The sequence below is a fragment of the Thalassobaculum sp. genome (assembly GCF_040219215.1).
Lineage (GTDB): Bacteria > Pseudomonadota > Alphaproteobacteria > Thalassobaculales > Thalassobaculaceae > Thalassobaculum_A.
In genome coordinates, this window is sequence record NZ_JAVJSX010000039.1 from 1 (window position 1) to 25,432 (window position 25,432).

Sequence of the window (25,432 nt, forward strand, 5' to 3'; positions counted from 1 at the left end):
AAGTCCGATCTGGCCCGCAAGGCTCAGAAGGGCACGATGGAATTCCTGCTGATCAACCATCCGCTGGACTGCCCGATCTGCGACCAGGGCGGCGAGTGCGACCTGCAGGATCAGGCGATGGGCTTCGGCTCCCATTCCACCCGCTACACCGAGAACAAGCGGGCGGTCACCGACAAGTACATGGGGCCGCTGATCAAGACGATCATGACCCGCTGCATTCACTGCACCCGCTGCGTCCGGTTCTCGACCGAGATCGCAGGTGTCAGCGAGATGGGCATGCTGAACCGCGGCGAGAACGCGGAAATCACCACCTATCTCGAGAAGGCCCTGGATTCCGAACTGTCGGCCAACGTCATCGACCTGTGCCCGGTCGGCGCCCTGACCTCCAAGCCATATGCGTTCGTGTCGCGGCCATGGGAGTTGAAGAAGGTCGAGTCGATTGACGTCATGGACGCGGTCGGCTGCAACATCCGCGTTGATGCACGCGGTCAGGAAGTGCTGCGCGTGTTGCCGCGCCTGCACGAGGACATCAACGAGGAGTGGATCTCCGACAAGACCCGTTACGCATGCGACGGCTTGAAGCGCCAGCGGCTCGATCGGCCATACGTCCGCAAGGACGGCAAGCTGCAGCCGGCGAGTTGGCCGGAAGCGTTCGCCGCTGTTGCCGAGCGTATGAAGGGCCTGAAGGGCAAGCAGATCGCCGCTATTGCCGGCGACACCGTCGATGCCGAGTCGATGTACGCGCTGAAGCGCCTGATGGCCGAGCTCGGTTCGCCGAACATCGACTGCCGGCAGGACGGTGCGGCGATCGGGCAGGGGCCGCGAGGCGGCTGGATCTTCAACACGACGATCGCCGGGGTCGAGGATGCCGATGCCCTGCTTCTGGTCGGCACCAATCCGCGCTGGGAGGCGTCGCTGGTCAACGCGCGGATCCGTAAGCGCTGGCTGCGCGGCGGCTTCCCGATCGGCGTGATCGGGCAGCCGCTCGATCTGACCTACGAGTACGAGCATCTGGGGGCCGGTGCACAGACGCTGGCCGAGGTTGCCGACGGCAAGCACAGCTTTGCGAAAGTCCTGAAGTCCGCCAAGAGGCCGATGATCGTGGTCGGCATGGGGGCATTGTCGCGCGGTGACGGCGCGGCCGTCCTGGCCCAGGCCCGGGCGATTGCCGAGACCTACGGGATGATCCAGCCGGCCACCGTCGACGACGATGGCGACACCCAGCCCGGATGGAACGGCTTCAATGTGCTGCACACAGCGGCTGCCAGGGTTGCCGGATTGGATATGGGGTTCGTGCCGGGCAAAGGCGGTGCCGACGTCGCAGGGATCGTTGCCGGTGCGCAGTCAGGCGCCATCAAGGCGGTTTACCTGCTGGGCGCGGACGAAATCGACACCGACGCCCTGGGCGACGCCTTCGTGGTCTACCAGGGACACCATGGCGACAAGGGCGCGCATCGCGCCGACGTGGTTCTGCCGGGTGCCGCCTATACCGAGAAGGACGGGCTGTACGTCAACACCGAGGGCCGGGTTCAGATGGGCTTTGCCGCCGGGTTCCCGCCGGGCGAAGCACGCGAGGACTGGAAGATCCTGCGGGCACTGTCGGAAGCGGTCGGCAAGACCTTGCCGTTCGACACCCTCGGTGCGTTGCGTCAGGCGCTGATGGCCGACCACGAGACCTTTGCCGCGATCGATACCATCGAACCGGCGGCGTGGGGCGAGTTCGGAGCGTCGGGGGCGGTTGACGACGCGCCGTTCACGTCGCCGATCGAGAACTTCTACATGACCGACCCGATCAGCCGGGCGTCCAAGACGATGGCGGAATGCACCGAGATCTTCGTCCTACGACGTCAGCCGGCCGCGACCGGCACCAACGGCTGATCCAGAGACCGGGCGGGGCGAAACCAGCATGACCTTCCTCGACACATACGTCGTACCGACCGCGATCATTGTGGCGCAGATCCTGGCGATCGTGGTGCCGCTGCTCGTCGCGGTGGCGTACCTCACCTTCTTCGAGCGCAAGGTCATCGCGGCCATGCAGTTGCGCAAGGGACCGAACGTGGTCGGGCCGTTCGGCCTGCTGCAGCCGCTGGCCGACGGCGTCAAGCTGCTGGCCAAGGAAACCATTCTTCCGTCGGGCGCCAACAAGATCGTCTTCTTGCTGGCGCCGATGCTGACGTTCATTCTCAGCCTGATCGCCTGGGCGGTGATTCCGTTCGGGCCCGATATGGTCCTGGCCGACATCAATGTCGGCGTGCTGTACCTGTTCGCGATTTCGTCGCTGGGCGTATACGGCGTGATCATGGCCGGCTGGGCGTCGAACTCGAAGTACGCCTTCCTCGGCGCCTTGCGCTCGGCTGCGCAGATGGTGTCCTACGAGGTATCGATCGGCTTCGTGATCATTACGGTGCTGCTGTGCGTCGGATCGCTGAACCTCAACGACATCGTCGAGGCGCAGCGCACGGTCTGGTTCGCCATCCCGCTGCTTCCGATGTTCGTGATCTTCTTTGTCTCGGCGCTGGCCGAGACCAACCGGGCACCGTTCGATCTGCCGGAAGGCGAGTCGGAACTGGTTGCCGGGTACTTCGTCGAGTATTCGTCGATGAGCTTCGCGCTCTTCTTCCTCGGCGAATACGCGAACATGATCCTGATGAGCGGCATGACCGTCGTGCTGTTCATGGGCGGCTGGCTGCCGCCGTTTGATATTGCGCCGTTCAACTGGCTGCCGGGCCCGATCTGGTTCGGCTTGAAGATCGCATTCGTGCTGTTCTTCTTCCTGTGGGTGCGGGCGACCTTCCCGCGCTACCGCTACGACCAACTCATGCGTCTCGGCTGGAAGGTGTTCCTGCCGTTCTCGCTGTTGTGGGTGGTCGTGACGGCCGGCGTGCTGGTGGCGTTCGATTGGGTGCCGTGAGCGGCCGAGGAGCGAGGTAACAACCATGGCTTCCATGGGATTTCGTCCGAAGAGCCTTCTGCTGGCGGAGCTCCTGTCCGGCATGAGCCTGACGTTGCGCTATTTCTTCCGGCCGAAGGTGACGATCAACTACCCCTATGAGAAGGGGCCTATCAGTCCGCGGTTCAGGGGCGAGCACGTGCTGCGCCGTTACCCGAACGGCGAGGAGCGCTGCATCGCGTGCAAGCTGTGCGAAGCGATCTGTCCGGCGCAGGCAATCACGATCGAGGCGGAGCCGCGCGCCGACGGTTCGCGGCGTACAACCCGCTACGACATCGACATGACCAAGTGCATCTACTGCGGCTTCTGTCAGGAAGCCTGCCCGGTGGACGCGATCGTCGAGGGACCGAATTTCGAGTTCGCGACCGAAACGCGCGAGGAGCTGTTCTACAACAAGGAAAAGCTGCTCGCGAACGGCGACCGCTGGGAGGCCGAGATCAGCCAGAACCTGACTGCGGACGCTCCGTATCGCTGATGCTGAGGCATTACGTTAGACGTGCATGATAACCGACTGATGAATTGATAGAAATTCGTCGTCGAGAGAACCGGGTTCACCCCCGGAGAAGGAAGTGGGATGGTCGTTCAGGCCCTGGTGTTTTATCTGTTCGCCGCCGTCGCGGTGGCATCGGGCGCTATGGTCATCACCTCGCGCAATCCGGTGCATTCCGTCCTGTTCCTGATCCTGGCGTTCTTCAACGCCGCCGGGCTGTTCGTGCTGATGGGTGCGGAGTTCCTGGCGATGATCCTGGTGGTCGTCTATGTCGGCGCGGTGGCGGTACTGTTCCTTTTCGTCGTGATGATGCTGGACATCAACTTCGTCGAACTGCGCCAGGGATTCATCCGCTACGTGCCGGTGGGGGCCGCCATCGGCCTGGTGCTGTTGGCCGAACTGCTGCTGATCACCGGCGCCTGGACCGTGGCTCCGGGCATTCCCAACACCATGGGCGCAGTCGTTCCGCCCGCGGCGGACGTGACAAACACCCACGCGCTCGGCGGCCTGCTGTACACCCGCTATGTCTATCTGTTCCAGGCGGCAGGCCTGATCCTGCTGATCGCGATGATCGGCGCCATCGTGCTGACTCTGCGGTCGCGCGAAGGGGTGCGCCGCCAGTCGATCCTGGTGCAGAACGCCAGGCGCCGAGAGGATGCCGTCGAAGTGATGAAGGTTACCCGGGGGGGAGGGGTCTGATATGGCGATTGGTCTCGGCCACTATCTGACGGTCGCGGCGATCCTGTTCACGCTCGGGATCTTCGGCATTTTCCTGAACCGCAAGAACGTCATCATCATCCTGATGTCGGTCGAACTCATGCTGCTGGCCGTCAATATCAACCTGGTGGCTTTCTCCACCCATCTCGGCGATCTGGTCGGGCAGGTATTCGCGCTGTTCGTGCTGACGGTGGCGGCGGCCGAAGCCGCGATCGGCCTGGCGATCCTGGTGGTCTACTTCCGCAACCGCGGTTCGATCGCGGTCGAGGACATCAACCTGATGAAGGGCTGACGGATGTACTCCGCGATCGTTTTCCTGCCGCTGGTCGGCGCCCTGATCGCTGGCTTCGGTGGCCGTGTCATTGGTGACCGGGGCGCGCAGATCGTTACCTGCGGCGCCATGATCGTCTCCTCGATCCTCGGTGTCATCGCCTTCTGGGAGGTCGCCATCGGCGGCCGGACCTTCACCGTCGACGTGCTGACCTGGATCGCGTCCGGCAGCTTCGAGGCCAACTGGGCCCTGCGCTGGGATACCCTGACGGCGGTGATGGTGCTGGTCGTGACCGTGGTGTCGACCATGGTCCACGTCTATTCGGTCGGCTACATGAGCCACGACGGGTCGATCCCGCGGTTCATGGCGTATCTGTCGATCTTCACCTTCGCGATGCTGATGCTGGTGACGGCCGACAACCTGGTGCAGTTGTTCTTCGGCTGGGAAGGGGTCGGCGTCGCCTCTTACCTGCTGATCGGGTTCTGGTATCACAAGCCGTCGGCCAACGCGGCTGCGATCAAGGCTTTCGTGGTCAACCGGGTCGGCGATTTCGGCTTTGCGCTCGGCATCTTCGGCTGCTTCATGCTGTTCGACACCGTGTCGCTCGACGTGATCTTCGCCGCCGCACCCGAGAAGGCCGGAACGACTCTCGGCTTCCTTGGCATGCAGGGGGACGCGCTGACCATCATCGCGATCCTGCTGTTCATCGGCGCCATGGGTAAGTCGGCGCAACTTGGCCTGCACACCTGGCTGCCGGATGCCATGGAAGGCCCGACACCGGTGTCGGCGCTGATCCACGCGGCGACCATGGTGACCGCCGGCGTATTCCTGGTTGCGCGCATGTCGCCGCTGTTCGAATACGCGCCATTCGCTCTGCAGGTCGTCACCATCGTCGGTGCGGCGACCGCGTTCTTCGCCGCGACCGTCGGCATGTGCCAGAACGACATCAAGCGGGTGATCGCGTACTCGACCTGCAGCCAGCTCGGGTACATGTTCTTCGCGCTCGGTGTGTCGGCCTATCCGGCAGCGATCTTCCACCTGATGACCCATGCCTTCTTCAAGGCGCTGTTGTTCCTGTCGGCCGGCTCGGTGATCCACGCGCTGTCCGACGAGCAGGACATGCGCAACATGGGCGGCATCTGGAAGAAGATCCCGTTCACCTACGCGATGATGTGGATCGGCAGCCTGGCTCTGGCCGGCGTGCCGCTGTTCGCCGGTTTCTACTCCAAGGACATGATCCTGGAGTCGGCCTACGGCAGCCACACCGGCGTTGGTCAGTTTGCGTTCTGGATGGGCATCGCCGCCGCGCTGATGACCGCGTTCTACAGCTGGCGGCTGATCATCATGACGTTCCACGGCACGCCGCGCATGTCGGACGAGGTGCTGCACCACGTCCACGAGTCACCCAAGGTCATGCTGATCCCGCTGGCGTTCCTGGCGGCTGGCGCGGTGTTCAGCGGCTGGGCCGGATATGAGTGGTTCGTCGGCGAGGGCATGGCCGAGTTCTGGCGGGAGTCGATCAAGATCCTGCCGGACAACAATTCGATCGAGGCGGCGCACCATGTTCCGTTCTGGGTCAAGGCCGCCCCGCTGGTGGTGGGCGTGATCGGCATTGGCCTCGCCTACCTGATGTACATGTTCCGCCCGCATCTGCCCGGCATGCTCGCGGCCCGGTTCCAGCCGATCTACCTGTTCCTGCTGAACAAGTGGTACTTCGACGAGCTGTACGACTGGTTGTTCGTCAAGCGCTCCTGGCAGGTCGGCGTGGCCTTCTGGCAGGGTGGCGATCGGGCGATCATTGACGGCTTCGGCCCGGACGGCGTGTCGGCGGTGGCGCGCAATCTGGCGGCTCGTGCCGGCCGGCTGCAGACCGGGTACGTCTATCATTACGCATTCTCCATGCTGATCGGGGTGGTTGCCCTGGTCAGCTGGTACCTGGCCTTCGGAGGCTGACGTTATGGCGAGCAACGCGCCACTTCTCTCCCTCGTCATCTTCCTGCCGCTGGTCGGGGTGTTCTTCATCCTGCTGACGCGTGGCGAGGAGGCTCAGGTTGCGACCAACTGCCGGTGGCAGGCGCTGCTGATATCGACGGCGGTTTTCCTGGTCTCCCTGCTGATCTGGTACAACTTCGATCCGACGACCGCCGACTTCCAGATGGTTGAGCGGTATGACTGGATCCCCGGATCGTCGATCGCCTACCACGTGGGCGTCGACGGCATCTCGATGTGGTTCGTGCTGCTGTCGACCCTGCTGACGCCGATCTGCATCCTGGCGAGCTGGGAAGCGGTCCAAAGCCGGGTCAAGGAATACATGATCGCCTTCCTGGTCCTCGAGACCCTGATGGTCGGCATGTTCTGCGCCCTGGACATCCTGGTGTTCTACGTCTTCTTCGAAGGCGTGCTGATCCCGATGTTCCTGATCATCGGCGTCTGGGGCGGCCAGCGCCGGGTGTATGCGGCGTTCAAGTTTTTCCTCTACACGCTCGGCGGTTCGGTCCTGATGATGATCGCCATCCTGGCGATGTACTGGGACGCCGGAACCACCGACATTCCGACTCTCCTGGTCTTCAAGTTCGCCCCTGCGCTGCAGACTTGGCTATGGCTGGCGTTCTTCGCGTCGTTTGCGGTCAAGGTGCCGATGTGGCCGGTGCACACCTGGCTGCCGGACGCTCACGTTGAGGCGCCGACCGCCGGTTCGGTGATCCTGGCCGGCGTGCTGTTGAAGATGGGGGGCTATGGCTTCCTGCGGTTCTCGATCCCGATGTTCCCGGAGGCGACCGACTACTTCGCGCCCCTGGTGTTCGCCCTCAGCGTCGTCGCCGTCATCTACACCTCGCTGGTGGCGCTGGTGCAGCAGGACATGAAGAAGCTCATCGCCTATTCGTCGGTGGCGCATATGGGCTTCGTGACCATCGGCATGTTCACCTTGACGACCCAGGGCGTGGAAGGCTCGATCTTCCAGATGCTGTCCCATGGCGTGGTGTCGGGCGCGTTGTTCCTGTGTGTCGGCGTGGTCTATGACCGGCTGCACACCCGTGAGATCTCGGCCTATGGAGGTCTCGCCAACAACATGCCGCGCTATGCCCTGGTGTTCATGGTGTTCACCATGGCGTCGGTCGGCCTGCCCGGCACCAGCGGGTTCGTCGGCGAACTGCTGATCCTCGCCGGTGCGTTCAAGGTGAACACTTGGCTGGCGGCGCTGGCGGCGACCGGCCTGATCCTTGGGGCCGCCTACATGCTCTACCTGTACCGCCGGGTCATCTTCGGGGTGCTCGACAAGGACAGCGTCAAGGCGATGCTTGATCTGAGCCCGCGGGAGATCGCGCTGTTCGCGCCGCTGATCGTCCTTGTGTTCTGGATGGGCATTTATCCCTCGACCTTCATCGACATGATGGCGGTCTCGGTCGACAACCTGATCACCAATTACAAGGTGGCTCTCGGCGAAGCCGGGACCGCCGTGGCCGCCCGCTGACGGCGCCGGGAGAGTCTCAGATGAACGCGGTGACGAGCCTTCCCGAAATGGCGCCAGCCACGGCCGAGATCTTCCTCGCCGTCGCCGGCATTGCCTTGCTGATGTTCGGGGTGTTCCGGGGCTCGAACAGCCTGCGCACGCCGGGGTGGCTGGCGGTGCTGGCGTTTCTGGTGGCTGGAATCCTGGTGGTCGCGCGCACCGGCACCGACGACGCATTCTTCGGTCTGTTCATCACGGATGCTTTTGCCCGCTTCGCCAAGGTACTGATCCTGCTCGGCTCGGCGTTCTCCATCGTGCTGTCGTTCGGCTATTTCGAGCGCGAGCGGAAGGGTCGCTTCGAATACCCGGTGCTGATCGTGTTCGCGACGCTCGGCATGCTGATGATGGTCTCGGCCAACGATCTCATCGCGCTCTACATGGGCCTGGAGATGCAGAGCCTGTCGCTCTACGTGCTGGCATCGATCCGCCGCGACTCGGTCCGCTCCACCGAAGCTGGCTTGAAGTACTTTGTGCTGGGCGCGCTCAGCTCTGGAATGCTGCTGTACGGCTGCTCGCTGATCTACGGATTTGCCGGCACGACGAGCTTTGCCGGCCTGGCCAGCGTGTTCAGCGCCGAGGGCGGCACCTCGGTCGGCTTGGTGGTTGGCCTGGTGTTCCTGATCTGCGGTCTGGCGTTCAAGATCTCCGCGGTTCCGTTCCACATGTGGACCCCCGACGTCTACGAAGGCGCGCCCACCCCGGTGACCGCCCTGTTTGCCGTCGCCCCGAAGGTTGCTGCACTGGCGCTGTTCGTGCGGGTCCTGGCAGGCCCGTTCGGCGATATGGTGGACTCCTGGCAGCAGGTCCTGGTGTTCGTCTCGATCGCCTCGATGGTCCTGGGCGCGTTCGCCGCGATGGTACAGACCAACATCAAGCGCCTGATGGCCTACAGCTCGATCGGCCATATGGGCTACGCCCTGGTTGGCCTTGCCGCCGGCAACGAGGCCGGGATCACCGGCGTGATGATCTATCTCAGCAGCTACATTTTCATGAACATCGGCACCTTCGCGATCATCCTCGGAATGCGTCGGGAAGGGCGGCTGGTCGAGAACCTGTCCGATCTGTCGGGCATGTCGAAATCCCACCCGATGATGGCGTTCGCGCTGATGGTGTTCATGTTCTCGATGGCCGGCATACCGCCGCTCGCCGGGTTCTTCGGCAAGTGGTACGTGTTCATGGCCGCGGTGCAAGCCGGACTGTTCGGCCTCGCCGTGATCGGTGTGCTCGCCAGCGTGGTCGGTGCGTTCTATTACCTGCGCATCATCAGGATCATGTATTTTGACGAGGCGACCCAGCCACTGGACGCCAAGGTCGGTGGCGATCTGCGCGCGATCATCTTTGGTTCGGCCGTGATCACCCTGCTGTTCCTGATCGCCATCTCGCCGATCTACGACAAGGCACAGCAGGCAGCGATCAGTCTGCTTGGCGCGTGAGGCTCCCGGCATGACGGCCCGGTGCGCGGTTGCCGCCGGTCCGCAAGGTTCTGTCGCCGGTTGGACAATTGAATCGTTCGACAGCGTTTCCAGTACGATGGATGAAGCGCGCCGCCTGGCGGCAGAGGGTGCCGCGGACCGGACGGTGGTTCGTGCCGCCACGCAGACCGGTGGGCGGGGGCGCCTCGGACGGCCCTGGGTGTCGTCGATCGGCAATGTCTACACGACCACGATCCTGCGGCCCGAGATACCGACTGCACGCGCCGCTGAACTGTCGCTGGTGGCAGCGGTGGCGGTTGCTGATGCAGTGACCAGATTCGCAGAACCGGTCCGTCTGAAGTGGCCGAACGACGTGCTCCTGAACGGCGGGAAGGTTTCTGGCGTGCTGCTTGAGGCGGTGGCCGAAGGTGCGTCACTGTCGGCGGTGCTGGTTGGAATCGGTATCAACGTCGCGAGCCATCCCGACCTACCGGACCGCCCGACGTCCCGGATTGAGACCGCCGACGCTGACACGGTTCTCATGGCTTTGCTCGACACGTTGGCGCAACGGTATCGGCAGTGGTGTCTGCGCGGGCTCGATGGCATCCGGTCAGCGTGGTTGGAGCGTGGTCCCGACCTGGGCAGCCCGATGACGGTCGGCTTGGGTGCCGATCGGGTCCATGGCAGTTTCGCGGGGCTGGAAATGGATGGATCGCTTCGGCTTCATCTGTCCGATGGATCGATCCGACGGATTGCGTCCGGCGAGGTAATCGGGTGAGGAGACGGTGATGCTGCTGGTCATCGATTGCGGAAACACCAATACCGTCTTCGCGGTGTATCGCGGCGACGAAGATGAACCGCTCGGCGCGTGGCGCACGTCGACCGTTTCGACCCGAACGGCCGACGAGTACGCCGTGTGGTTGACCCAGTTGATGGCTCTCGGCGGGCTGGATGCCAAGGAGATTTCTTCGATCATCCTGGCGACAGTGGTTCCGGCATCGCTGTTCAGCCTTCGCACCCTGTGCCGCAAGCATTTCAAGATCGATCCGATGGTTGTCGGCGAACCCGGAGTGAACCTGGGAATCGAAGTGCGAATCGAACGCCCGGAGGAGGTGGGGGCCGACCGGGTGGTAAACGCGGTGGCGGCGCACCAACTCTATGGCGGCCCGTTGATCGTGGTCGATTTCGGGACGGCGACGACCTTCGATGTGGTCGATGAGGATGGCGGCTATGCCGGCGGCATCATCGCCCCGGGCATCAATCTGTCGCTTGATGCGCTGTATATGGCGGCGGCCCAGTTGCCGAAGATCGCAATACGCCCGCCGGAGCGACGGCCGGGCGACAACGACCCGGTCCGGGTGATCGGCAAGAACACGCGGTCGGCGATGCACTCCGGGATCTTCTGGGGGTACGTCGCGATGATCGAGGGTCTGGTTGCGCGCATCAAGGTCGAGTACGGCCGACCAATGCGGGTTGTTGGCACCGGCGGGTTGTCGGCGCTGTTTGCCGAATGGACACCGGCCCTCGAGATCGTCGACGACGACCTGACATTGGCCGGACTGAGAATAATTCACAAGCAGAACGCAGGATAAAATGCTGGCCATCGACGAGCGCGACGACGACCTCTATTTCCTACCGCTCGGCGGATCCGACGAAATCGGTATGAACGTCAACCTGTACGGCTATGCCGGCCGATGGCTGATGGTCGACCTCGGCATCACGTTCGCCGATGACAGCACTCCGGGCCTCGACATCATCCTGCCGGACATCGAGCCGATCGTTAAGCACCGCGACCGCCTGGAAGGCCTGCTGCTGACCCACGGCCATGAAGACCACATCGGGGCCGTGCCCTATCTATGGCCCAAGCTGCGCTGTCCGATCTGGTGCACGCCGTTCACCGCGTCGTTGCTGCGTCGCAAGCTCGATGACGCCGGATTGCTCGGCGAGGTGGACCTGCGCGAGGTTCCGGTCGGCGCGAACTTCGTGATCGGACCGTTCGAGGTCGAACTGGTTCGTCAGACCCACTCGATTCCGGAGCCGAGTGCCGTCGTTCTGCGCTGCGGGGCCGGCACGGTGGTCCACACCGGTGACTGGAAGTTCGATCCGACCCCGTTCGTGGGCGAGGCCACCGATTTCGACGCGCTCCGCGCCGTTGGGGATGAGGGGGTGCTTGCGCTGATCGGCGATTCGACCAACGTCTTCGAGCCGGGCAGTACGGGTTCGGAGGCCGAGGTGCGGATGGCGCTCACCGAATTGTTCGATCAGTACAACGGGCGTATTGCCGTCACCTCGTTTGCGTCGAACGTGGCCCGGATGGAATCGGTTGCCCTGGCCGCCGCGGCAAACGACCGGCAGACCGCGCTGATCGGCCGGTCGCTCTGGCGGATGCACGATGCCGCCAAGGAGAACGGCTACCTGACCGATCTGCCGCCGTTCATCTCCGAATCCGACGCGGGGTTCTTTCCGGAGGACAAGATCGTTCTGATCTGTACCGGCAGCCAGGGAGAACCGCGGGCGGCTCTGTCGCGGATCGCTGATGGAACCCACCCTCACATTTCGCTGGGGGAGGGCGACGTGTGCATCTACTCGTCGCGCCAGATCCCCGGCAACGAACGGGCGATCGGCCGAGTTCAGAACAAGCTCGCCGGGCGCAATGTGGAGATCCTCACCACGGAAGACCATCCCGGCGTTCACGTGTCGGGGCATCCAGCGCGGGACGACCTGGCGAGGATGTATCAGCTGATCCGGCCACGGATTGCCGTTCCCGTGCACGGCGATGCCCGGCATCTGCGCGAGCACGCGCGCCTCGCCAGGGCGTGCCAGGTTCCCGAAGCTGTGGTGCCGGCCAACGGCAGCCTGATCCGCCTGCGCGCCGGTGCGGCTGCCGTGGTCGACCACGTGGATACCGGTGGCCTGACGATGGATGGCGGCCGGCTGGTTCCGCTGGCCAGTGAGTCCATCCAGGCGCGCCGTCATATGCTGTACAACGGAGCCGCTTCCGTAACGCTGGTGCTGGACAAGGTCGGGAAGCTGCGCGCGGAACCGCTGGTCAGCTTCCAGGGCGTAACCGATGGCGTCGACGGCGAGGATCTGGAGCTGGATGCCGCCGATGCGGTTCGGGAGGCTCTGCGCGGGTTGTCGGTCGCCAATCGGCGCGATGATGAAGCTGTGCGGGAAGCAGCGCGGCGCATGGTTCGCCGTGTCGTGCGGGCTGAGCACGGCAAGCGTCCGGTAACCGACGTTCACGTCGTTCGGGTCTGATACCTGGAGGAGGAGACCGCTGATGATCGGTCGGCTGAACCATGTTGCGATCGCGGTGCCTGATCTGGCGGCCGCGACCGCGACCTACCGTGACACGCTGGGTGCGGCGGTCTCGGCGCCTCAGGATCTCCCGGAGCACGGGGTGACCGTGGTGTTCGTCGAGCTCCCGAACACCAAGATCGAGCTGCTTCACCCGCTGGGCGAAGCCTCGCCGATCAGTGCTTTCCTGGCGAAGGCGCCCACGGGTGGGATTCATCACATCTGTTACGAAGTCGATGACATCGAAGCGGCTCGAGATCGGCTGGTGCAGACCGGCGCACGGGTACTCGGAGACGGTAAGCCGAAGATCGGAGCGCACGGCAAGCCGGTCCTGTTCCTGCATCCAAAAGACTTCTGCGGCTCGTTGATCGAACTCGAACAAGCGTAAGGCCGGATCGATGGATATTGTGTCCGGTGTCGTCGTTTACGTCCTGCTGTGGTGGCTGGTTTTCTTCGTGACGTTGCCGATCGGAGTTCAGACACCGGAGCCTTCGGATGTCGAGAGGGGCCATGCCACCGGTGCTCCGATACGACCGCTCCTCCTGAAGAAGGTCGCGGCCGCGACTGTCCTGGCGGGAGTTCTATGGTTTGGGGTCTACGCGGTGATCGCGAGCGATGTTTACTCGTTCAGGGACGCTGTCCGGAACTGGTAAGCGGGACACCTTCACTGCCGAGCAATTAGTCAACACCGTGTATTCGCAGAGTCAATTGCTTAAAAGTTAGGCGGCACGGCCAAGTTTGCCACAAAAAAAAGCGGCAAGAGCCGTTTCGCCCTTGCCACCTCAAAACTGTACGCCTACGTTCTTTTCGTTGATCGGGTGACCGACCAACAACGCCTGATGGCGTTTCCTCCCTAAACTCGGGCCGTGTCGGCTTTGCCGGCGCGGTCTTTTTTTGTATCGGGGGGGACCATACGATAACCATCATACCCCGTCGACCACTTTTTCCGGGAACCAACAATTTTCGGTCCGTTCGACGGTCGGGATTGGTATCATTCTAACCTGATTGTCGCCATGGGAGAGTATAATGGTTCGGAGATGCTCTGCACTGATCTCGCTCTTGGCCTTAATCGTCGGAAGCGCTCAGGCCCAGGCCGGTTCTGACAAAGCGATAAAGATCAGTCCGAAGGATTGTCAGCGCCTCGTTCAGCACATTCCCAGCGCCGATGTTGCGTACAAACCCGGCGTCGATGTCCGAGGGAACCCGGTCGCACCGGCCGACTTGCCGGGACAGGCCAGGATCACCGCACCGAATGAGATCACCTTCAATCTGACCCTGGATCTGCTCAAGCAGTATGGCGTTTCCAGCGAATCTCCCTTGGCTCCGAGCGGAGAGGCGACGATTGGCACTGTAAAGTACGACATCGCGGCGGGACGCCTGACCTTCAATGGTGAGCCGCTGACCGACCCCGAGCAGAGCGTTCTGGCTGCCGGGTGTTCGGCGGTCATTGCTCCCAAAAAGTAAGGGCGTCCCGAAGGACGCCCAAACAGGTTGTCATTGCGGGTCTGAGACCTATTCGCCGGTAAAGGCCTGCAGACCGGTCTGCGCCCGCCCGAGAATCAGCGCATGGACGTCATGGGTGCCTTCGTAGGTGTTGACCGCCTCTAGGTTCATCACATGGCGGATCACGTGGTACTCGTCCGACACGCCGTTGCCGCCGTGCATGTCTCGGGCCATCCGGGCGATGTCGAGGGACTTGCCGCATGAGTTGCGCTTGCACAGGGAGATCGCCTCAGGCGCGGCACGGCCTTCGTCCATCAGTCGACCAAGCCGCAGGCAGGACTGCAGGCCGAGGGTGATCTCCGTCTGCATGTCGGCGAGCTTCTTCTGGATCAGCTGGTTGGCGGCGAGCGGCCGGCCGAACTGCTTGCGATCCAGGGTGTACTGCCGGGATGCATGCCAGCAGGCCTCGGCGGCACCGAGAGCGCCCCAGGAGATGCCATAGCGGGCCTTGTTCAGGCATCCGAACGGGCCGGACAGGCCCTTGACGTTCGGCAGCAGATTCTCTTCCGGAACGAACACGCCGTCCATGACGATCTCGCCGGTGATCGAGGCGCGCAGGCTGAACTTGCCTTCGATCTTCGGTGCCGAGAGGCCCTTCATGCCCTTCTCGAGAATGAAGCCGCGGATGACGCCGTCATCCGTCTTCGCCCACACCACGAAGACATCGGCGATCGGCGAGTTGGTGATCCACATCTTCGCGCCCGACACGAGGTAGCCGCCATCGGCCTTGACCGCCCGGGTCTTCATGCCGCCCGGATCGGAACCATGATCGGGCTCGGTCAGCCCGAAACATCCGACCCACTCGCCCGTCGCGAGTTTCGGCAGGTACTTGCGGCGCTGCTCCTCCGAGCCGTACGCATGGATGGGATGCATGACCAGACTCGACTGAACGCTCATCGCGGAGCGATACCCGGAGTCGACACGCTCGACCTCACGCGCGATCAGGCCGTAGCACACGTAGTTGACTCCGGCACAGCCATACTCTTCGCCGATCGTCGACCCGAGGAAGCCTAGTTCGCCCATCTCGTTCATGATGTCGCGATGAAAGACTTCATTGCGGAACGCCTCGCGGACCCGCGGGAGCAGCTTCTCCTGGCAGTAGTCGCGCGCGGCATCGCGCACCATCCGCTCGTCCTCGCTGAGTTGGTCGTCGAGAAGCAGCGGATCGTCCCAGGCAAAGACCGGACGGCTGGACATTTTCGGGGCGGACGTATCCGTCGTCGCGGCTACGGGCGGTGTCATCGGGAACTCCTCGAAAACAAGCGTGATTAGGCTTTATATACGCCGTCGGGCTGCGAGGTCCAAACCTAGGAAGGAACGACGATGGCTACCCGGGGCGATGACGGCGTCATCTTCGAGTTTGTGTCCGTCGGCGCCTATGTGAAGGTCAGCGCCATCGATCCCGTCACGGGCATCGAGGCATCGATCGTCGGCGATCCGCTTAGCGGTGAGACGATCTTGCGCCGGACGGCGCTGCGGAAACTGCAGTTCGTCCTCGACAAGAAAAAAGGCGGTCGACCCTAAGATCGACCGCCCGCTCCTGCGCCCACGATTCATGGCACCGCAGTGCCGGCTGGATCTAGGGTTTCGTCATCCGGCCTTGCGCTTCCGTGTCCTGCGGGTGGTCTGGCTGCCCAATCCGATCTTTTTCGCAAACTCGGAACGCTGTTGTGCGTAGTTCGGTGCGACCATCGGGTAGTCGGCTGGCAGCCCCCACTTCGCCCGGTATTCATCCGGGGTCAGGCCATAGGCAGTGCGCAGATGACGCTTCAGCATTTTCAGCTGCTTGCCGTCCTCAAGGCAGACGATGTAGTCCGGCATGATGGATTTCTTGATGGACACCGCCGGTCGCAGAGGCTCCGCAGCCGGTGCGCGGTTGTCGCCGGACAGGCCCCTGAGGGCATCGTGCACGGCATTGATCACCTCCGAAATCTGGTTGGAGGCGACCGAGTTGTTGCCGAGATAGGCGGCGACGACCGTGGTGGTCATCTCGATCAGAGACTTCGCTCCAGAATCAGTGTTCATTGCATCGTCAGACATGAATGTAACCGGTATTAGTTGTGGGGCATGAATACTAGGTCGCACGAGCCCCGGTGGAAGTCAACGCAGGTGGAATTTAAGTGTAGATGAAAGCATCGGGCTCAGTCGACGAAGGGTAGCCCCGCACCTGAGCGAAGCGCGACGTTGATCATGATCGCACGGCAACGGTCGAGGCCCTGGGCGGTTCCGCCAGACTCGGGATGAATGCGCCACGAGTTGTGGCCAGCGTCGGGTGAATCGGCGTATATGGGGGCTCGATCGACTTGCAGGAGCATTGCGACCATGAGCGACGACGTCATCGCCTTGGCGTCTGACCACGCCGGCATCGCGCTGAAGGCGGCACTGACCGACGAGTTGAAGCGTCTGGGTCATGAGGTTATCGACCTCGGCACTCATTCTGGCGCTTCCGTAGACTATCCGGACTATGGGTACCGGATAGCGGCGGCTCTCGCGGAAGGCAAAGCCGGTCGCGGTGTCGCGGTCTGCGGCTCTGGCATCGGGATCAGCATCGCCGCCAACCGATACCCCTGGGTCCGAGCGGTGCTTTGTTACGATGCCACCAGCGCCAGGCTGTCGCGCGAGCACAACGACGCCAATGTGATTGCGTTCGGTGAACGCCTTATCGGGGTGGAGGTTGCCAAGGAGGCGCTTCGGGTGTTCCTGCAGACACCGTTCGCCGGCGACCGCCACGTTGCCCGCGTCGACAAGCTGGGGGCTCCCCCAACTACACCGAGCGTTTCTTGATCCGAGTCCGAACCCGACCGAGCGAGGCCCTTTCACGATGACGACTGCCGCCATGTCTCACACCGATGCCAAGGCGTTCTTTGGCGACCGCCTGGCTGCCGCCGATCCTGACCTCCTGGCGTCGCTCACCGACGAACTGGCGCGCCAGCAGAACCAGATCGAACTGATCGCTTCGGAGAACATTGTCTCGCGCGCCGTTCTGGAAGCCCAGGGCTCGGTCCTCACCAACAAGTACGCCGAGGGGTATCCGGGGCGCCGCTATTATGGCGGCTGCGAGTATGTCGACGTGGCTGAGCGCCTGGCGATCGAGCGGGCGACCAAGCTGTTCGACTGTGCATTCGCGAACGTGCAACCCCACTCGGGAGCCCAGGCGAACCAAGCGGTGTTCATGGCGCTGCTGAAGCCGGGAGACACCATTCTCGGGATGTCGCTGGACGCAGGCGGCCACCTGACGCACGGCGCTGCGCCGAACCAGTCGGGCAAATGGTTCAAGGCGATCGGCTACGGCGTTCGCGAAAGCGATGGCCAGATCGACTACGAGCAACTCGAAGCCCTGGCGCGTGAGCACAAGCCGCAGATCATCATTGCTGGTGGATCGGCGTACTCGCGCATCATCGATTTCGCGCGGTTCCGCGCAATTGCCGACTCGGTCGGCGCCTATCTGATGGTCGACATGGCGCATTTTGCCGGGCTTGTCGCGGGCGGCGTCTATCCGAGTCCCCTGCCGCACGCCCATGTCGTGACGACTACAACCCATAAGACGTTGCGCGGCCCGCGCGGCGGCATGGTGCTGTCGAACGACGTCGACCTGGGGAAGAAGATCAACTCGGCGGTGTTTCCCGGGCTGCAGGGCGGCCCGCTGATGCACGTGATCGCCGCCAAGGCGGTAGCGTTCGGCGAGGCGCTGAAGCCGAGTTTCCGGGGGTACGCCAGTGCGGTGGTCGACAACGCCAGGGCGCTGGCCGCGGTCCTGGAGGAACGCGGATTGGCGATCGTCTCCGGCGGTACCGACAGCCACCTGATGCTGGTGGATCTTCGGCCCAAGGGGCTGAAGGGTCGCGATTCCGAGGTCGCACTGGAGCGGGCCGGCATCACCTGCAACAAGAACGGAGTCCCGTTCGATCCTGAAAAGCCGATGGTGACGTCGGGTGTCCGCCTTGGAACGCCGGCCGGTACGACCCGCGGCTTTGGTGTTGTGGAGTTTCGCCAGATCGGCGGCATGATCGGCGATGTTCTGGACGCGCTGGCCCGCAACCCGGAAGGCGACACACAAGTGGAGACGGACGTCCGCGGGAAGGTCGAGGAGATGTGCCGACGCTTTCCAATCTACCCGGATCTTGGTTGATCGGCACACGGCGAGGGGAGACGACAGGCAATGCGCTGCCCGTTTTGTGGGAATGACGACACCCAGGTCAAGGACTCGCGTCCGACCGAAGACAACACCGCCATTCGCCGCCGCCGGTTCTGCCCGGCGTGCGGTGCCCGTTTCACCACGTTTGAGCGGGTCCAGCTCCGTGAACTGACGGTGATGAAGAAGACCGGCAAGCGGGTGCCTTTCGACCGAGACAAGCTGGCCCGGTCGATTCAGATCGCGCTGCGCAAGCGCCCGATCGACCCTGAGCGTATCGAACGGCTGACAACCGGTATCGTTCGCCGTCTGGAGAGCATGGGCGAGAGCGAGATCCCATCCGACGTGATCGGCGAGATGGTTATGGACGCGCTCGCCAACGTCGATCAGGTTGCCTATGTCAGGTTCGCCTCGGTCTACAAAAACTTCCGTGAGGCCAAGGACTTCGAGAACTTTGTTGAGAACATTCAGACCGGCGGGGACATCGAGCGCGACTGAGTCCGGAGGGATCGCTCTTGGCGGACGACGCCGATGACCGGAGGTGGATGGCGCTGGCGTTGCGGCTTGCCCGTTCGGCGATCGGTGACACCGCCGAGAACCCACCGGTCGGGTGTGTGCTGGTCCGAGACGGTCGGGTGGTCGGCCGTGGCCGGACCGGTTCGACAGGACGACCGCACGCCGAGGCGGTAGCGCTGGCACAGGCCGGCGATCTGGCGCGCGGCGCAACAGCGTTCGTCACCCTGGAACCGTGTGCGCACCACGGCCGCACGCCGCCGTGTGCCGATGCCCTGGTCGCCGCCGGCATCGTACGTGTGGTGGCGGCAATCGGCGATCCGGACCCCCGGGTGGATGGCGGCGGGTTCGCGACGTTGCGCCGGGCAGGCATTTCGGTTTCCGTCGGGGTTGCGGCCCATCAGGCGGCGGCGGGGGCCATCGGATTTCTCTCCCGGGTTCAAGGCGCCCGCCCGTTCGTCACTCTCAAGCTTGCGACCTCGCTCGACGGCCGGATCGCCACGGCATCCGGAGCCAGTCGTTGGATCACCGGAACGGTGGCCCGTCGTCACGCGCACACCGTCCGGGCGCGCCAGGACGCAATCCTGGTCGGAATTGGGACCGCGTTGGCCGATGACCCGGCGCTGACCTGCCGGACACCGGGGCTGGAGGGGCGATCGCCAGTGCGGGTTGTATTGGACAGCGGCCTGCGACTGCCGGTCGGCAGTGGTCTGGCACAGACCGCCCGATCGGTTCCGACCTGGAACGTTACTTCCATCGACGCCGACGCGGACCGAACTCGCGCGTTGACGGATCTCGGGGTCGAGATCATCGCCGCCGCCCGCGATGGCGACGGCCGGCTGAATGTCACCTCCGTCCTGGCTGAACTGGCCGGGCGGGGCATCGGCCGGGTCCTGGTCGAGGGCGGCGCGGCGGTCGCACGGTCGTTTGTAGCCGCCGATGCCGTCGACGAGGTGCTGTGGTACCGGGCGCCGATGCTGATCGGCGGAGACGGCAGGCCCGCGCTGGATACCCTCGGCGTTGCGACGCCCGAGGGCGCTCCGCGGTTCGAGCGCATCGATTGCGTCAGCCTCGACGCGGATATGCTGGAAACCTATCGCCGTCGGCCCTAAGTTCCGGCGCATGTTCACCGGCATCATCACCGACGTTGGCCGTGTCCGCTCGATCGAGCGTCGTGGCGACACCCGCATCGAGATCGGCACCGCCTACGAAATGGCCGGTGTCGCCATTGGCGCATCCATCGCCTGCGGCGGGGCCTGCATGACAGTTGTCGACAAGAGCGAAGGGGTCTTCGCAGTCGACGTGTCGGACGAGAGTCTGTCGCGAACGTCGATCGGCACATGGGTGGTCGGCACCGAGGTCAACCTGGAACGGTCGCTCAAGCTTGGCGACGAGATGGGCGGGCATGTGGTGACCGGACATGTCGACGGCCTGGCCGTGCTGGAGAGCGTCGATCCGATCGGCGACAGTCACCGGATCCAGATCCTGGCGCCGGAAGGGCTGGAGGGCTTCGTGGCCGAAAAGGGATCGATTGCGCTCGACGGCGTGTCCCTGACGGTCAACGGCGTTCAGGGCCGCCGTTTCTGGATCAATTTGATTCCCCACACCTGGGCACATACGACATTCCGGAATCGCCGCCCTGGTGACGTATTGAATATGGAAGTAGACCCCCTCGCACGGTACGTTGCGCGCCTTCTTTCCACCAACCCCGCCGCTGGCGGCAGGTGATTGCGGACATGGCTGACACACTTTCGGACGTCTACAAGGGCGCGCTCTCCTCGATTGACGAGGTGGTGGAAGAAGCTCGCTCCGGCCGGATGTTCATCCTGGTCGACGACGAGAACCGCGAGAACGAGGGCGACCTCTGTATCCCGGCGCAGATGGTGACGCCCGAAGTCATCAATTTCATGGCCAAGCATTGCCGCGGACTGATCTGCCTCGCCATGACCCGCGACCGGATTGAGCGGCTCGGCCTGCCGCTGATGTCGGCAAAGAACGAGACCCGGCACGAGACCGCGTTCACGGTGTCGATCGAAGCTCGGGAAGGGGTCACCACCGGGATCTCGGCACACGATCGTGCCCACACCATCCAGGTTGCGATCGACCCGGCGCGCAGCCGCGACGATATCGTGACGCCGGGCCATGTCTTTCCACTGCTGTCGCGGGACGGTGGAACGCTGGTGCGGGCGGGGCACACCGAAGCGGTGGTCGACATCGCCCGGATGGCCGGGCTGAACCCGTCGGGCGTGATCTGCGAGATCATGAACGACGACGGCACCATGGCGCGCCTGCCGGACCTGGTTACCTTCGCGCAGTATCACGGCTTCAAGATCGCCACGATCGCCGACCTGATCGCGCACCGTCGCCGAACCGAGAGCATCGTGCAGCGGGCGGCCGAGACCGCGTTGAACAGTCGCTTCGGCGGCGACTGGCGGATGATCGTGTACACCAACAAGATCACCTACGCCGAACACGTGGTGCTGGTGAAGGGTGACATCACCACGCCGGATCCGGTGCTGGTCCGGATGCACGCCCTCAATGTGCTGGAGGATGTGCTCGGCGACCGGTCCAGCAAGCGCGGCGGCGGCGAGTTGCAGGCCGCCATGCAGGTCATAGGCGAGGCGGGCAGAGGCGTCGTGGTGCTGATCCGAGAGCCGACCGCCACGGCATTGTCCGATCGGGTCAAAGCCAAACTGCGCGCCGAGGCGGAAGGCCGCGCCCCCGAGAATGAATTGCGCGACTATGGCGTGGGCGCGCAGATCCTGCTCGACCTGGGTATCCACCACATGATCCTGCTCAGCAACACCAAGCGGACGATCATCGGCCTGGAGGGCTACGGCCTGTCGGTCGTCGATCAGCGCGCGCTGCCGCGCGTCGACTGAGGAGATCGAACAATGACCAAGGTCCTGATTGTCGAGGCCCGGTTCTATGAGGATCTGGCCGACGAACTGGTGAAGGGTGCGACCACGCACCTGGACGCGGCACAGGTGGAGTACGACCGGTTGTCGGTGCCGGGCGCGTTCGAGATCCCGGCGGCGATCGCCTTCGCCCAGCGGGCGTCCGGGACAGGCGGTCCTGCGTATGCCGGCTACATTGCTCTTGGCTGCGTCATCCGCGGGGAAACCAGTCATTACGACTACGTCTGCGGTGAAAGCGCGCGGGGCCTGCAGGACCTCGCCGTTCGCGACGGGTTGGCGATCGGCTACGGTATCCTGACCGTCGAGAACGACGAGCAGGCGTGGGTGCGCGCGTCTGTCGACAAGAAGAACAAGGGGCGGGATGCGGCGGAAGCCTGTCTGGCCATGATCGCCATCCAGAAACGCTTCGGACTCGCATGAACGCAACCACACCACCATCGACACCCAAGCCGCGGTCCGCACCGAAGCGCGCGCGTTCGGCGCCGCGGACGACCGCCCGGTTGGCGGCGGTTCAGGCGCTTTACGAGATGGAAGTATCCGGGAAGAGCGGGCACGAGGTCGTTCCGGAGTTTGTCGGCCGGCGGTTCGCAGGCCTGATCGAAGGCGGCGACATGGCGCCGGCCGACCCGAAGTTCTTCGAGCGGTTGGTGCTGGGTGTCGCCGGTGAAATGCCGACGCTCGACGGCATGCTGACCGATTGCCTGCAGCCAGAGGGTCATCTGGAGCGCCTGGAAGTGGTGTTGCGGGCGATCTTCCGGTTGGGGACGTACGAGCTGCTGTCCGTGGACGATGTGCCGGTTCGGGTTGTCATCAGCGAGTATGTGGATCTCACGCACGCCTTTTTCGCCGGCCGCGAGCCGGGACTTGTGAACGGCGTGCTCGACAAGATCGCGCGCGTGGTGCGCGAGGACGAGATTTCGGGACCCGGGAGCGGCGGGGCGTCGTAGCGCCGCCGGAACGCCATGGCGCTGGGTGAGTTCGAACGGATCGACCGGTTCTTTGTACCGCTCGCACGCGGCGCCGACGGTGCGTTCGGGCTGACCGACGATGCGGCCCTGTTGCCCGCCGCGTCGCAGGGCAGCGCCTGGGTAGTCACGGTCGACGCCCTCGTCGCCGGGGTGCACTTCCTGCCCGACGATGCAGCGGACCTGATCGCGCGCAAGGCACTTCGCGTAAACCTGTCAGACCTGGCGGCGATGGGGGCGGTGCCCTACGGATACACCCTGGCCCTTGCTCTGCCCAGGGACCTGCCGGACCCGGAAGGCTGGCTGAGCCGGTTTGCCGATGGTCTGAGGCACGACCAGGACGAGTTCGGTGTTCATCTTCTTGGCGGCGACAGCGTTTCGACCCCTGGTCCGGTGACCTTGTCGGTGACGGCCTTCGGTTCGGTTCCGCGTGGTCGTGAGATCCGTCGATCCGGCGCCAAGGTCGGTGACGACCTGTGGGTCAGCGGTACGATCGGTGATTCCGCTCTCGGTCTGAAGGTTCTGACGGGGGCCATCGGTCCGGATGAGGGCGGCGATTCGTTCCTGATCGACCGATACCGCCTGCCGCAGCCACGCACGCGGCTGGGGCCCAGGTTGGTGGAGCTCGCGACGGCCGCACTGGATGTTTCCGATGGGCTGGTGCAGGACAGCGGACATCTGGCGCACCGGTCGGGAGTTGCGGTTCGGATCGAGGCGAGTGCCGTGCCGCTGTCCGCGGCTGGGCGTCGGCGTGTCGATAGCCGACCAGCCCTTCTGCACGATGCGCTCACGGGCGGCGATGACTACGAACTGCTGTTCACGGCGCCTTCAATCGCCCGAGAGAGCGTGATGGAGGCAGCGGCAGCCGTTGGTGCTATGGTCGGCCGAATTGGCTCGGTGGAAGCAGGGCAGGGAGTTCGGGTCGTCGATCCGGACGGTCAGGTCCTGGGCGGCCTCAATCGTGGCGGATGGAGCCATTTCTGAGATGTTGGGCAGCGCGCGGGTCGGATGAAGATCATCGTCATCATTGTGGCCTTGCTCGCACTGGTCGGCGGTGGTGGCTTCGCCGCGATCACGTTCGTGCCGACCATGGTGCCGATACCAATCCGCAATCTCCTCGGCGTCGAGGTGTCCGAGGCCGAGCAGATCGAAGCCGATCGACCGAAGAACACGACCCTGATCGATATCGAGCCGCTCACCATCCCGATGTTCGAAAATGGCGAGGTCGACCGGTTCCTGGTGATGCATGTGCTTCTGGAGGTCGAGCCGGGCGAGAAGCAGGCCTATGTCACGTCGATGCTCCCTCGGCTGATCGACATGCTCATCACCTATACCCACGCGTTGGCTTCGTTGGGTGTGGCGCCGGGCATCTCGGACCGGCAATTTCTGAAAGAACGGCTGCTCGCCAAGATCGACGAGACGATCGGGAAGGGGTATGTGATCAACCTTCTGTTCTCGGACCTGTTCGAGCGCCCGCTCGGCTGAGACCTTCTCCGGGTGGAAGGTCCGAGGCATCTTTTGTCTCTCCAGGAGTGATCCATGTCGGTTCGTGACCCGGCGGTGCGGAACGTTGTCCTACTCGCCATCTGCCAGGCGTTGGCGATGACCGGGATGACGATGAACATGACGGTGACCGCCCTCACCGGTCACGATCTGGCGCCGGATCCCGCCTGGGCCACCTTGCCGCTTTCGTTGCAGTTCCTGGCAACCATGCTGACCACCATGCCGGCGTCGCTGTACATGCGGCGGGTCGGACGGCGTTTCGGCTTTGCCACGGGCGTGCTCATCGGCGTGTCCGGTGCCATCATTGCGGCGATTTCGATCCTTAACCATCAGTTCGCTTTGTTCTGCCTGGGGTCGATGTTGATCGGATCATTCCAGGGCTTCGCGATCCTGTACCGCTACGCCGCCGCCGACACTGCCAGCGAGGCCTTTCGCCCGCGGGCCATCTCGCTGGTCCTGGCCGGCGGTGTCGTTGCTGCCCTCGCCGGACCCGAGCTCGCGAAGTGGTCGCACGATCTGCTGGCCCCGATTTCGTTCGCGGGTACGTTCCTGGTGATCGCGGGTGTCCAGTCGATCTCATTGATCTTCCTTACTTTCGTAAAGATTCCGACTCCAACATCTGCGGAGCGTGCGGACAGCGGACGGCCGTTGCTGGAGATCATTCGCCAGCCGGTGTTCATCGTTGCGATTCTCGGTGCGATGATCGGCTACGGCAGCATGACCTTCCTGATGACGGCCACCCCGTTGGCGATGGTCGCCTGCGGATTCGCCTTTGCCGACGCGGCTTTCGTCATCCAATGGCATGCCGTCGGCATGTTCCTGCCGTCGTTCTTCACGGGGTCGCTTATCCAGCGGTTCGGGGTCACCCGAATCATGATGACCGGCGCCCTGGCTTACGTCGCCTGCATCGCGATCAACGTTTCGGGGATTGAGCTGCTGCAGTTCTTCTCCGCCCTGGTTTTGCTTGGCATCGGCTGGAACTTTCTGTTCATCGGCGGCACCACGCTGCTGACCCGAGCCTACCGGCCCGAGGAGCGGGCCAAGGTGCAGGGTTTTGGAGACTTCCTGGTGTTCAGCAGCTCAACCGTCGCGGCATTCTCGTCCGGCGCGCTGAATCATGCGTTCGGATGGCAAACCTTGAACTTCGGGGTCATCCCGCTGGTCGCGATCGTCACCGGCGCGCTGCTCTGGTACCGGCTGAGCCGGCACTCCGCCACCGCGTGACCTTTTGGCGCCCCGTGGTGCCT

General features: G+C 63.8%; 28 protein-coding genes. 26 read left to right on the forward strand and 2 right to left on the reverse strand.

What is annotated here, in order from left to right; genetic code table 11:
- The 14 genes from nuoG to RIC54_RS24300 all read left to right on the forward strand — a co-directional run.
- A partial coding sequence (nuoG, locus tag RIC54_RS24235; protein ID WP_350151525.1) for an NADH-quinone oxidoreductase subunit NuoG occupies window positions 1-1,878 on the forward strand: 1,878 nt, incomplete at its 5' end.
- A gap of 28 nt (window positions 1,879-1,906) precedes the next feature.
- Entirely contained in the window at window positions 1,907-2,911 is a 1,005-nt protein-coding gene (gene nuoH, locus RIC54_RS24240; RefSeq protein ID WP_350094688.1) for an NADH-quinone oxidoreductase subunit NuoH, read from the forward strand.
- 25 nt (window positions 2,912-2,936) lie between these two features.
- Window positions 2,937-3,425: an NADH-quinone oxidoreductase subunit NuoI gene (gene nuoI / locus RIC54_RS24245; RefSeq protein ID WP_040743359.1), complete on the forward strand. Its 489-nt coding sequence runs from the start codon at window positions 2,937-2,939 to the stop codon at window positions 3,423-3,425.
- 99 nt (window positions 3,426-3,524) lie between these two features.
- The gene (locus RIC54_RS24250; protein WP_350094692.1) at window positions 3,525-4,139 is read left to right on the forward strand and encodes an NADH-quinone oxidoreductase subunit J; all 615 of its coding nucleotides are present in this window, start codon (window positions 3,525-3,527) and stop codon (window positions 4,137-4,139) included.
- Window position 4,140: 1 nt separating this feature from the next.
- Entirely contained in the window at window positions 4,141-4,449 is a 309-nt protein-coding gene (gene nuoK, locus RIC54_RS24255) for an NADH-quinone oxidoreductase subunit NuoK (protein ID WP_007670167.1), read from the forward strand.
- A gap of 3 nt (window positions 4,450-4,452) precedes the next feature.
- Window positions 4,453-6,381 (forward strand): NADH-quinone oxidoreductase subunit L, encoded by a 1,929-nt coding sequence (gene nuoL, locus RIC54_RS24260; RefSeq protein WP_350094696.1) that lies wholly within the window; start codon window positions 4,453-4,455, stop codon window positions 6,379-6,381.
- A 4-nt stretch (window positions 6,382-6,385) separates the two neighbouring features.
- Entirely contained in the window at window positions 6,386-7,900 is a 1,515-nt protein-coding gene (locus tag RIC54_RS24265) for an NADH-quinone oxidoreductase subunit M (protein WP_350094699.1), read from the forward strand.
- A 20-nt stretch (window positions 7,901-7,920) separates the two neighbouring features.
- The gene (gene nuoN / locus RIC54_RS24270) at window positions 7,921-9,372 is read left to right on the forward strand and encodes an NADH-quinone oxidoreductase subunit NuoN (RefSeq protein ID WP_350094702.1); all 1,452 of its coding nucleotides are present in this window, start codon (window positions 7,921-7,923) and stop codon (window positions 9,370-9,372) included.
- 10 nt (window positions 9,373-9,382) lie between these two features.
- Complete coding sequence (locus RIC54_RS24275; RefSeq protein ID WP_350094705.1) at window positions 9,383-10,129, forward strand: biotin--[acetyl-CoA-carboxylase] ligase; 747 nt, start codon at window positions 9,383-9,385, stop codon at window positions 10,127-10,129.
- Window positions 10,130-10,139: 10 nt separating this feature from the next.
- Window positions 10,140-10,943, forward strand: coding sequence for a type III pantothenate kinase (locus RIC54_RS24280; protein ID WP_350094708.1), 804 nt, complete (start codon window positions 10,140-10,142; stop codon window positions 10,941-10,943).
- Window position 10,944: 1 nt separating this feature from the next.
- A complete protein-coding gene (locus tag RIC54_RS24285; protein WP_350094711.1) occupies window positions 10,945-12,612 on the forward strand; it encodes a ribonuclease J in 1,668 nt (555 codons plus the stop codon).
- 22 nt (window positions 12,613-12,634) lie between these two features.
- On the forward strand, window positions 12,635-13,039 hold the full coding sequence (gene mce / locus RIC54_RS24290; protein WP_350094714.1) for a methylmalonyl-CoA epimerase: 405 nt from the start codon (window positions 12,635-12,637) through the stop codon (window positions 13,037-13,039).
- 10 nt (window positions 13,040-13,049) lie between these two features.
- Window positions 13,050-13,304 (forward strand): DUF1467 family protein, encoded by a 255-nt coding sequence (locus RIC54_RS24295; protein ID WP_350094717.1) that lies wholly within the window; start codon window positions 13,050-13,052, stop codon window positions 13,302-13,304.
- Window positions 13,305-13,710: 406 nt separating this feature from the next.
- Complete coding sequence (locus tag RIC54_RS24300; RefSeq protein ID WP_350094720.1) at window positions 13,711-14,115, forward strand: hypothetical protein; 405 nt, start codon at window positions 13,711-13,713, stop codon at window positions 14,113-14,115.
- 48 nt (window positions 14,116-14,163) lie between these two features.
- Here RIC54_RS24300 and RIC54_RS24305 read toward each other — a convergent pair whose 3' ends face one another.
- Window positions 14,164-15,351 carry an acyl-CoA dehydrogenase gene (locus RIC54_RS24305; protein ID WP_350095055.1) on the reverse strand — a complete coding sequence of 396 codons (1,188 nt, stop codon included), beginning with the start codon at window positions 15,349-15,351 and terminating at the stop codon, window positions 14,164-14,166.
- Between the two features lie 126 nt (window positions 15,352-15,477).
- Here RIC54_RS24305 and RIC54_RS24310 point away from each other — a divergent pair, with 126 nt between their 5' ends.
- Window positions 15,478-15,678 (forward strand): DUF6898 family protein, encoded by a 201-nt coding sequence (locus RIC54_RS24310; protein ID WP_350094723.1) that lies wholly within the window; start codon window positions 15,478-15,480, stop codon window positions 15,676-15,678.
- 66 nt (window positions 15,679-15,744) lie between these two features.
- On the opposite strand, the gene RIC54_RS24315 is transcribed toward RIC54_RS24310, so the two are convergent.
- A complete protein-coding gene (locus RIC54_RS24315; RefSeq protein WP_350094726.1) occupies window positions 15,745-16,194 on the reverse strand; it encodes a Ros/MucR family transcriptional regulator in 450 nt (149 codons plus the stop codon).
- Between the two features lie 282 nt (window positions 16,195-16,476).
- Here RIC54_RS24315 and rpiB point away from each other — a divergent pair, with 282 nt between their 5' ends.
- Genes rpiB through RIC54_RS24370 form a run of 11 tightly spaced genes read left to right on the forward strand, consistent with a single transcriptional unit; the run spans window position 16,477 to window position 25,409 of the window.
- A complete protein-coding gene (gene rpiB / locus RIC54_RS24320) occupies window positions 16,477-16,938 on the forward strand; it encodes a ribose 5-phosphate isomerase B (protein WP_350094729.1) in 462 nt (153 codons plus the stop codon).
- Window positions 16,939-16,990: 52 nt separating this feature from the next.
- Window positions 16,991-18,283, forward strand: coding sequence for a serine hydroxymethyltransferase (gene glyA, locus RIC54_RS24325; RefSeq protein ID WP_350094732.1), 1,293 nt, complete (start codon window positions 16,991-16,993; stop codon window positions 18,281-18,283).
- Window positions 18,284-18,313: 30 nt separating this feature from the next.
- Entirely contained in the window at window positions 18,314-18,784 is a 471-nt protein-coding gene (gene nrdR, locus RIC54_RS24330; RefSeq protein ID WP_007670199.1) for a transcriptional regulator NrdR, read from the forward strand.
- A gap of 17 nt (window positions 18,785-18,801) precedes the next feature.
- Window positions 18,802-19,911, forward strand: a complete 1,110-nt coding sequence (ribD, locus tag RIC54_RS24335) for a bifunctional diaminohydroxyphosphoribosylaminopyrimidine deaminase/5-amino-6-(5-phosphoribosylamino)uracil reductase RibD (RefSeq protein ID WP_350094736.1) — start codon at window positions 18,802-18,804, stop codon at window positions 19,909-19,911.
- Between the two features lie 10 nt (window positions 19,912-19,921).
- The gene (locus RIC54_RS24340; protein WP_350094739.1) at window positions 19,922-20,527 is read left to right on the forward strand and encodes a riboflavin synthase; all 606 of its coding nucleotides are present in this window, start codon (window positions 19,922-19,924) and stop codon (window positions 20,525-20,527) included.
- Between the two features lie 8 nt (window positions 20,528-20,535).
- Entirely contained in the window at window positions 20,536-21,681 is a 1,146-nt protein-coding gene (ribB, locus tag RIC54_RS24345; RefSeq protein WP_007670204.1) for a 3,4-dihydroxy-2-butanone-4-phosphate synthase, read from the forward strand.
- Window positions 21,682-21,693: 12 nt separating this feature from the next.
- Window positions 21,694-22,137: a 6,7-dimethyl-8-ribityllumazine synthase gene (gene ribH, locus RIC54_RS24350; protein ID WP_350094743.1), complete on the forward strand. Its 444-nt coding sequence runs from the start codon at window positions 21,694-21,696 to the stop codon at window positions 22,135-22,137.
- On the forward strand, window positions 22,134-22,664 hold the full coding sequence (nusB, locus tag RIC54_RS24355) for a transcription antitermination factor NusB (protein ID WP_350094746.1): 531 nt from the start codon (window positions 22,134-22,136) through the stop codon (window positions 22,662-22,664). The genes ribH and nusB overlap by 4 nt, the downstream gene beginning before the upstream one ends.
- Window positions 22,665-22,679: 15 nt before the next feature.
- Window positions 22,680-23,666, forward strand: a complete 987-nt coding sequence (gene thiL / locus RIC54_RS24360) for a thiamine-phosphate kinase (RefSeq protein ID WP_350094749.1) — start codon at window positions 22,680-22,682, stop codon at window positions 23,664-23,666.
- Between the two features lie 24 nt (window positions 23,667-23,690).
- Window positions 23,691-24,167 (forward strand): flagellar basal body-associated FliL family protein, encoded by a 477-nt coding sequence (locus RIC54_RS24365; protein ID WP_350094752.1) that lies wholly within the window; start codon window positions 23,691-23,693, stop codon window positions 24,165-24,167.
- Between the two features lie 54 nt (window positions 24,168-24,221).
- Window positions 24,222-25,409 (forward strand): MFS transporter, encoded by a 1,188-nt coding sequence (locus RIC54_RS24370; RefSeq protein ID WP_350094755.1) that lies wholly within the window; start codon window positions 24,222-24,224, stop codon window positions 25,407-25,409.
- Window positions 25,410-25,432 lie beyond the last annotated feature (23 nt).